This window comes from Cupriavidus sp. 05T313 (assembly GCF_056396665.1).
Genome location: NZ_JBFTLX010000064.1, coordinates 20,516 through 28,266, shown reverse-complemented (window position 1 = coordinate 28,266; position 7,751 = coordinate 20,516). Strand labels below are relative to the sequence as shown.

Genomic DNA, 7,751 nt, shown 5'->3' with positions numbered 1-7,751 from the left:
CGCCTGGATGCCTCCCGATAAGCCGCGATGCGCGCCTTTAGCCCCGGACGGGCGGCGGAACGCACAAGTTCGGCTAGCTGCGCGGCGCGCGCCGCATCGGCAGCGCCGGGCCCGCCCAGCGTGGCGGCGTGGATGGCCGCCTGCGTCGGTGCATCGAGCCGGCGCGCACGCGCGGCCAGTGCCGTAAGCGCGGCCGCGCGTGCCTCCGGTTCCACCACGGTGCCGGCCAGGCCGGCGGCCAGCGCTTCTTCTGTCCGGACGGCTCGCCCGCTGCCGATCCATTCCCGCGCCGTGGCCACGCCAACCAGCTCCGCCAGCCGCGCGCTGCCCAGCACCAGGCCAAAGGCCGCCCCCGGGAAGGCGAAGCTGCTGCCCTGCGCGACCCAGCGCTGCTCGCAGGCTGCAAGCAGGTCGGCACCCGCGCCCATGACCMGCCCCTGCACCAGCGCTACGGTGGTGAAGGGCGCGCCATGCAGGCTTTGCAGCAGCAGTTCGACGCGCACGAAACGCGCCAGCAGCGAATCGTCGCTCTCGCTATCCAGGTCGCCCAGGTCGAAACCGGTGCAGAAATGCGTGCCCGCGCCCTCAATGGACAGCAGGCGTGTGCCGTCGTGGTGGCACACCTGCACCGCCGCCGCGAGCTCCTCCACCAGCGCGGCCGACAGTGCATTGCCGCGCCCGGGCCGGTTCAGCGTCAGCCGGGTGACGTCGCCCTGTTTGTCGGCCAGCAGGATGCCTTGTGTCACCGCGGCCCCCTCACGTCGCCGCCTGGGCCCACAAGTTGGGCACCAGCGCGTTGGAGTAGCCGGAGATGAACAGCTTGGTCTCGCCGCTCGCCGCGTCGTAGACATGGCGCCGGATGCGGCCGATATTGCCGCCATACAGATGGATGCTGACCGAGACCTGGTCGTCGTGCGCATTGCGCACGCGGTGCACGTCGCCCAGCGTGGGCGATACGGCGGCCACCTGGCCGGCGGACAACAGGACCTCGCCGCCATCGGCCACCAGTTTGCCCGCCTCGGCACGGTAGTGCTGGTCGAGCTCGGCGCCGCGCAGCACGCCGATCAGGCCCCACACGGTGTGATCGTGCACCGGCGTCTGCTGGCCCGGCCCCCAAACGAAGCTCACCAGCGAGAAGCGGTCAAGCGGATCGCCGTAGAGCAGGTGCTGCTGGTAATAGACGGGATGCGGCCGCGCCATCGCGTCGGGCAGCCAGTCGTCGTGCGCCACCAGTTCGCGCAGCGGACCGGTGGCGCCGGCCAGCAGCGCGGCCTCGTTACCGGTACCGGGTCCGGTTTGTTCCACCAGCCGGCTGATGGTGGCGACGAACTCACGCAGCCGTTCGATCTTGTCATTCATCATGCTTCCCTGGAAGTGTCATGGTCCGCGCCGCCCACCGGGTAGCGCGCGCGAATGGCGTCGTTGTGCTCTCCCAGCGCCGGCGGATCGCGGCGGATCGGCAGCCCCTGTCCATCGAAGCGCAGCGGCGAGGCGAAGGTACGCGTCTGGTGGCCGCCCGGCAACGTCAGCGGCTGCACCCACTCCATATGCGCGACCTGGGGATCGTCCAGCGCGGCGGCGTAGTCGTTGATGCGCGCATGCGGCACGCCGGCGGCATTGAACACCGCGATCCAGTGCGCCACGCCGGCTCCCGCGAAACACTCTTCCAGCAGCGCCTTGAGCGCAACCTGGTTGACGGCACGGTCGCGCGTGGTGGCAAAGCGGGCATCGGCCGCCAGCGCCGGCAACTCCACGACCTTCACCACCGCCAGCCAGAGCTTCTGGTTGCCCGCGGCAATGGCGAAGTAGCCATCGGCGGCGCGGAAGGCCTGGTACGGTGCATTGCGCGGATGGGCCGAGCCGAGCTTGACCGGGCTCTTGCCCGTGCCGAAGTATTCGCTGGTCTGCAGCGCGGCGATGCCAAGCGTGCAGCCGTACATCGGCACGTCGATATGCGAACCCGCACCGCCGGCGCGCACCCGCGCCAGCGCGCTGGCGATGGCGAAGGCGGCGTAGAGCCCCGAAGCGAAATCGGCCAGCGGTACGCCGCACTTGACCGGCGCGCCATCGGGCTCGCCGGTCACGCTCATTACCCCGGCCGCCGCCTGGATGGTCAGGTCGAAACCGCCCTCGCCGGCGCGCGGGCCGCTCTGGCCATAGGCCGACACCGAGCAGTACAGCAACTGCGGCTTGTGCTCGCAAAAGCTCGCATAGCCCAGGCCAAGCCGGTCCATCACGCCGGGACGGTTGTTCTCGATCACCACATCGGCGTCCAGGATCAGTTGCCGCGCCAGGGCGACGTCGGCCGGATCCTTCAGGTTGAGCGCCACCGACTGCTTGTTGCGGTTGAGCGAGGCAAAGTTCTCGGAAAACCCGTTCGACAGCGGCGGCCACTGGCGCAAGGTGTCGCCGTCCGGCGGCTCCACCTTGACCACCTCGGCGCCCATGTCGGCCAGCAGCATGCCGCAGAACGGCCCGGCCGCCACGGTACAGAACTCCACCACCCTGACCCCGTGCAGGGGCAGGTCCTTCTCGCTGACATCGTGCATCTGGATACCCGGAAAACGTTGACGGCCCGGCTGACTCCCGCCTTTGGACCGCGATGCGGATCATTATATTCACGTTCCAAAATAGGCTACAATCGTTCCACATTTGAGAACCAATGCCGGGTGCGCCACACACGGCAAGTCCGACATGAACAACACCTTGATCAAAGGCCTGGGTGTCATCGAGCTGCTGGCCCACAGCGAGCGCCCTCTCGGCCTGACGGAGATCGCCGCCCACCTGGGCCTGGCCAAGAGCAATGTGCACCGCTTGCTGCAAGCGCTCACCGATCTCAACTATGTGATCCGGGACACCTCCGGCACCGGCTACAGCGCCTCCATCAAGCTCTGGGAACTGGGCTCGGCGGTGCTCTCGCGGCTGGACCTGCGCCGCCATGCCGAAGCCTGGATGGACAAGCTGATGCACACCAGCGGCGAAAGCGTCCACCTGTCCGTGCTGGATCGCGGCGAAGTGGTCTATGTGCACAAGATCGACAGCCCCAACCCGGTGCGCGCCTATACCCAGATCGGCGGCCGCGCGCTGGCGCATTGCGTGGCCACCGGCAAGGCCATGCTGGCATTCCAGCCGGACGCCGCGCTGCAGCGCATGTCGGCCGCGCTGGCGCCGTCCACGCCCAACAGCATCGTGGAGCCGGAGCGCTTCCTGCAGGAAATGGAAAAAGTCCGCAAGCAGGGCTATGCGGTCAATCGCGGCGAGTGGCGCGAGACGGTGTATGGCATCGCCGCTCCGATCAGCGACCGCAACGGGCATGTGATTGCCGCGGTCGGGCTGTCCGGACCCGCCGAGCGCTTCAAGCCGCAGAAAATCAAGGGCTTCGCCGACCTGGTGCTGAATGCCGCCACGGAGATCTCCGACAGCCTCGGCGGCGGTGCCCGGCACAATGCGCTGGCCCTCGCCACGCGCAGCATGGTGGCGGTGCGGCACACCTGAGCGGAAGGGAGCGCAAATGGCGATTCCAGCGAATCGGGAACAACTGCTGGAGGCGATTCAGAACTCGTATGCCAGCCACTTGATGGAACTTTGCAATCGGTAAAGAGAAACCTGCAAGGCACAGGACAGCCGGCGCCCGCCGGTGCACAAAATGAGCCGTCAGGTTAAGCTTGTGGTTTCGCCGCTGTGCCCGGCCCGGGCACGGCACCCTCACAGCGGCAGCACCGGCTGCACTTGTCGCACGCAACCTTCATCAGGAGAAAGGCATGTACCAGGATCTCGCCCTCTACATCGACGGGGAATTCGTCAAGGGAGGGGACCGACGCGAGCAAGACGTCATCAACCCTTCCACCCAGGAACTGCTGGGCAAGCTGCCGCACGCCAGCCGCGCGGACCTCGACCGCGCCCTGGCCGCGGCGCAGCGCGCCTTCGAAAGCTGGAAGAAGACCTCGCCACTGGAGCGCTCCAGGATCCTGCGCCGCGTTGCGGAACTGACCCGCGAGCGCGCCAAGGAGATCGGCCGCAACATCACGCTGGACCAGGGCAAGCCGCTGGCTGAAGCCATCGGCGAAGTCATGATCTGCGCCGAGCACGCCGAATGGCACGCCGAGGAATGCCGCCGCATCTACGGCCGCGTGATCCCGCCGCGCCAGCCCAATGTGCGCCAGATCGTGGTGCGCGAGCCGATCGGCGTCTGCGCGGCCTTCACCCCGTGGAACTTCCCCTTCAACCAGGCGATCCGCAAGATGGTTTCGGCCATCGGCGCCGGCTGTACGCTGATCCTCAAGGGCCCGGAAGATTCGCCCAGCGCGGTGGTCGCGCTGGCCCAGTTGTTCCACGATGCAGGCCTGCCCCCGGGCGTGCTGAACATCGTCTGGGGTGTGCCGGGCGAAATATCCACCTACCTGATCGAATCGCCGATCGTGCGCAAGATCTCGTTCACCGGTTCCGTGCCGGTGGGTAAGCAACTTGCCGCACTGGCCGGCGCTCACATGAAGCGCGTGACCATGGAGTTGGGCGGCCACTCGCCAGTGCTGGTGTTCGACGACGCCGACATCGAGCCGGCAGCGGAAATGCTGGCGCGCTTCAAGCTGCGCAACGCCGGCCAGGTGTGCGTGTCGCCCACGCGCTTCTACGTGCAGGAAAAAGCCTACGACAAGTTCCTGGCGCGCTTTACCGAGGTGATCGGTTCGATCAAGGTCGGCGACGGCCTGGAAGACGGTACCCAGATGGGCCCGCTGGCACACGAGCGCCGCATCGCCTCGATGGAACAGTTCCTGGATGACGCCAGCCATCGCGGCGGCAAGGTCGTGGCCGGCGGCAAGCGCATCGGCGACAAGGGCTTCTTCTTCGCCCCCACCGTGGTCACCGACCTGCCCGACGACGCCAAGCTGATGGTCGACGAGCCCTTCGGCCCGGTGGCGCCGGTGACGCGCTTCAAGGATGCGGAGGAAGTGCTGCGCCGCGCCAACAGCCTGCCCTTCGGCCTGGCCTCCTACGTGTTCACCAACTCGCTGAAGACCGCGACGCTGGTGTCCAACGGCCTGGAAGCCGGCATGGTCAATATCAACCACTTCGGCATGGCGCTGGCCGAGACGCCGTTCGGCGGCATCAAGGATTCCGGCATCGGCAGCGAAGGCGGCCAGGAAACCTTCGATGGCTACCTGGTGACCAAGTTCATCACGCAGGTCTGATGCGCAATGCCGCGGCCTCACCGCCGCGGCGGAAGCGCCGGACGAGGGCACGCATGCATCGTCCGGCGCCCTCCCCCGTCACACGGTGCCTTCAACGCGGCGCGGCTGGCTTCGCCCCCAGGCCACGGGCGAGTTCGTAATCCTCGACAAAATCCTTCCACTGCGCCTGCGCCAGCTCGCAACCGTGCCGCGCCAGCCGCAGCACCGGCGCGCGCCAGCGCGTACCGCCGGCAAACTCCTGCAACTGCTCGATGCGATCGGCGGCATTGTGCCCGCATCCGCGCAGGTGCGCCCAGGCCGCGGCGCGCGCCATGGTGAACAGCACTTCGCGCAGGTCCTCGCGATTGGTGTGGGAGCCAAGGTTGACCCGGTCGGCGGTGGGCTGCAGGCTCTTGACGATATAGGAAGCCTTGCCCATCTTCACCGCCGAGAGCAGCGCCGGGGAGGCCGCCTGCATCGCATGCTGGATGTGCACGACGCGTGACGCTTCGCTGTTCCAGGCGGGCTGCGTGCGATACGGCAGCCCCTGCCAGGCGCTGGGCGCGGCGCGCTTGATGTCGACCAGCCGCTGAGCCAGCGGATCGCTCTCCGCGTGAGCCAGCACAACGTAACGTTCAAGTCCAAGGCTGCCAACGCCGGCGATCCTGCGGGCGGCATCGTCGGCCACCAGCCTCCCATGTTGCGACTGCCGCCCGAACTCGCTCAGGATCGCTGCGGTACGCTTGCGCGCGCCCTTGAGGGGTTCCAGCGCATGCTTGCCGTCGACCAGCAGGCGCCGCTTGCCGGCGCGCCGCACCGTGCGCGCGGCCAGGACCTCGCCGCGGCGGCGGCGTTTGACCCGGCGCAGCAGCGTCGCCACCATGCCGGTGGCCGTGGCGCGCTCCACCCAGCGCGGCTTGCCGCTGGCCAGCACCGCCGCGTAGGTATCGAGCATGCTCTGCGCGCCGGCACGCGCGTCGGCAGCGGACAGCCCCAGTTGCGGTGCGGCAACCATCAGGCTCGACAGCAGGCGCACCAGGTCCACCGTGAGCGGCGCGACCAGCGCATCGTCGAAGTCGTTGAGATCGAAATAAACCAGGCCGTTGTCGCCCTTGAAACTGCCGAGATTCTCCAGGTGGAGATCGCCGCAGACATAGGTGGTCGGCGCCTCGATCAGCGCGGCCTCGTTGCCCACCGCGGCCGCATAGAGATGGTTGGTGCCACGCAGGAAAGCAAACGGATCCGCCGCGATGGCGGCGAGCTTGCGGGTCAGCCGCTCGGGATCGCGGCCATGGTTATAGGTCAGGATGGCTTCCGTGGCTGGGTGCATGGCTTCCTCGTGGTGGCGGGCAACCGCTCAAGTGTACCCGGCACGCCGCCTCGGGCAAAACCGGCCCGTGCCCCCGGCGAGCATGCGTTYAGCGGAAAAAGGCACCGCGCAAGAGGAATGTGTAATCGGCTTCCATCGCCATCAGGCCCACCAGCACCAGCAGGCAGAGCGGCGGCAGCAGGATGGCGCAGATCAGCGCCAGCCGCTCCCACGCCATATGCATGAAGACGCCGACGATCAGGCCGGCCTTCATCACCATGAACAGCAGGATCAGGGTCCAGCGCAGATAACCCTCGAAGTGGAAGTAGTCCACCATGTAGGACAGCGTGGACAGCACGAACAACAGCGCCCATATCTTCAGGTACAGGCCAATCGGGTGCTGCTGCCCGTGATGCGATTCACCGTGCGCGCCGGTGGACGCATGCGCTGGCGCCGCCGGTGCCAGGCCGGGCACATCGGGAGACGGAGTCGACGATGCCATGGCGTGCCTCACCAGAGATAGAACAGCGCAAAGATAAAGACCCAGACCAGGTCCACGAAGTGCCAGTAGAGCCCGGCGATCTCCACGATCTGGTAGTTGCCCGTGCGCTCGTAGCGCCCGCGCAGCACCTTGGTCGCCACGATCAGCAGGTAGATCACGCCGCAGCTCACGTGCAGCCCGTGGAAACCGGTGATCATGAAAAACGTGGAGCCGAACTGCGGCGCGCCCATCGGGTTGCTCCAGGGACGCACCCCTTCGGTAAGGATCAGCTTGCTCCACTCGAAGGCTTGCATGCTGACAAAGGCCACGCCGAACAGCGCCGTGGCAAACATCAGGCTGGCGCATTTCACGCGGTCGCGGCGGTAGGCGAAATTCACGGCCATCGCCATCGTGCCGCTGCTGCTGATCAGCACGAAGGTCATGATGGCGATCAGCAGCAAGGGCACCTCGGCGCCGCCGACCTTCAGCCCGAACACGATGCTCGGATTCGGCCACGTATCCGTGCTGGCGATCCGCACCGTCATGTACCCGGTCAGGAAACAACTGAAGATGAAGGTGTCGGACAGCAGGAAGATCCACATCATCGCCTTGCCCCACGACACCTTGAAGGCCTGCTGGTCGGACGACCAGTCGGCCACCAGCCCGCGCAGGCCGGCCACCACGGGCGCAGGCGCGGGCACGCCGGGCAGCGCGGCGCCGCCGGACTCGGCCGGCGCCGATGGAGTGGGTTGCGAAGACATTGGTGCGTCTCCTTCGATGCTTGACGTGGCCG

8 protein-coding genes are annotated in these 7,751 nt (G+C 67.4%); 2 read left to right on the top strand and 6 right to left on the bottom strand.

The window, feature by feature from the left end:
• The 3 genes from AC1DKD_RS16350 to AC1DKD_RS16340 all read right to left on the bottom strand — a co-directional run.
• Nucleotides 1-746: enoyl-CoA hydratase/isomerase family protein (locus AC1DKD_RS16350; RefSeq protein ID WP_477143467.1), on the bottom strand; the 746-nt coding region annotated here is incomplete at its 3' end.
• 10 nt (nucleotides 747-756) lie between these two features.
• The gene (locus tag AC1DKD_RS16345; protein WP_441629462.1) at nucleotides 757-1,359 is read right to left on the bottom strand and encodes a cysteine dioxygenase family protein; all 603 of its coding nucleotides are present in this window, start codon (nucleotides 1,357-1,359) and stop codon (nucleotides 757-759) included.
• Nucleotides 1,359-2,549, bottom strand: a complete 1,191-nt coding sequence (locus AC1DKD_RS16340; RefSeq protein WP_441629453.1) for a CaiB/BaiF CoA transferase family protein — start codon at nucleotides 2,547-2,549, stop codon at nucleotides 1,359-1,361. Before AC1DKD_RS16340 ends, AC1DKD_RS16345 begins: the two co-directional genes overlap by 1 nt.
• A 145-nt stretch (nucleotides 2,550-2,694) precedes the next feature.
• Between AC1DKD_RS16340 and AC1DKD_RS16335 the strand changes: the two genes are divergently transcribed.
• Both AC1DKD_RS16335 and AC1DKD_RS16330 read left to right on the top strand, forming a co-directional pair.
• On the top strand, nucleotides 2,695-3,495 hold the full coding sequence (locus tag AC1DKD_RS16335) for an IclR family transcriptional regulator (RefSeq protein WP_441629452.1): 801 nt from the start codon (nucleotides 2,695-2,697) through the stop codon (nucleotides 3,493-3,495).
• 266 nt (nucleotides 3,496-3,761) lie between these two features.
• Entirely contained in the window at nucleotides 3,762-5,189 is a 1,428-nt protein-coding gene (locus tag AC1DKD_RS16330; protein ID WP_441629451.1) for an NAD-dependent succinate-semialdehyde dehydrogenase, read from the top strand.
• Between the two features lie 91 nt (nucleotides 5,190-5,280).
• Here the strand turns inward: AC1DKD_RS16330 and AC1DKD_RS16325 are convergent, their stop codons facing one another.
• The 3 genes from AC1DKD_RS16325 to AC1DKD_RS16315 all read right to left on the bottom strand — a co-directional run bounded on the left by AC1DKD_RS16325 (nucleotide 5,281) and on the right by AC1DKD_RS16315 (nucleotide 7,719).
• On the bottom strand, nucleotides 5,281-6,498 hold the full coding sequence (locus AC1DKD_RS16325) for a DUF2252 domain-containing protein (protein WP_441629450.1): 1,218 nt from the start codon (nucleotides 6,496-6,498) through the stop codon (nucleotides 5,281-5,283).
• An 88-nt stretch (nucleotides 6,499-6,586) separates the two neighbouring features.
• A complete protein-coding gene (locus AC1DKD_RS16320; protein ID WP_441629449.1) occupies nucleotides 6,587-6,979 on the bottom strand; it encodes a cytochrome C oxidase subunit IV family protein in 393 nt (130 codons plus the stop codon).
• A gap of 8 nt (nucleotides 6,980-6,987) precedes the next feature.
• Nucleotides 6,988-7,719 carry a heme-copper oxidase subunit III family protein gene (locus AC1DKD_RS16315; RefSeq protein ID WP_441629448.1) on the bottom strand — a complete coding sequence of 244 codons (732 nt, stop codon included), beginning with the start codon at nucleotides 7,717-7,719 and terminating at the stop codon, nucleotides 6,988-6,990.
• Nucleotides 7,720-7,751 lie beyond the last annotated feature (32 nt).

Bases quoted from the DNA above. Each gene is read 5' to 3' on its own strand.
- AC1DKD_RS16345 (WP_441629462.1), bottom strand. From the start codon at position 1,359: ATGAATGACAAGATCGAACGGCTGCGTGAGTTCGTCGCCACCATCAGC.
- AC1DKD_RS16340 (WP_441629453.1), bottom strand. From the start codon at position 2,549: ATGCACGATGTCAGCGAGAAGGACCTGCCCCTGCACGGGGTCAGGGTG.
- AC1DKD_RS16335 (WP_441629452.1), top strand. From the start codon at position 2,695: ATGAACAACACCTTGATCAAAGGCCTGGGTGTCATCGAGCTGCTGGCC.
- AC1DKD_RS16330 (WP_441629451.1), top strand. From the start codon at position 3,762: ATGTACCAGGATCTCGCCCTCTACATCGACGGGGAATTCGTCAAGGGA.
- AC1DKD_RS16325 (WP_441629450.1), bottom strand. From the start codon at position 6,498: ATGCACCCAGCCACGGAAGCCATCCTGACCTATAACCATGGCCGCGAT.
- AC1DKD_RS16315 (WP_441629448.1), bottom strand. From the start codon at position 7,719: ATGTCTTCGCAACCCACTCCATCGGCGCCGGCCGAGTCCGGCGGCGCC.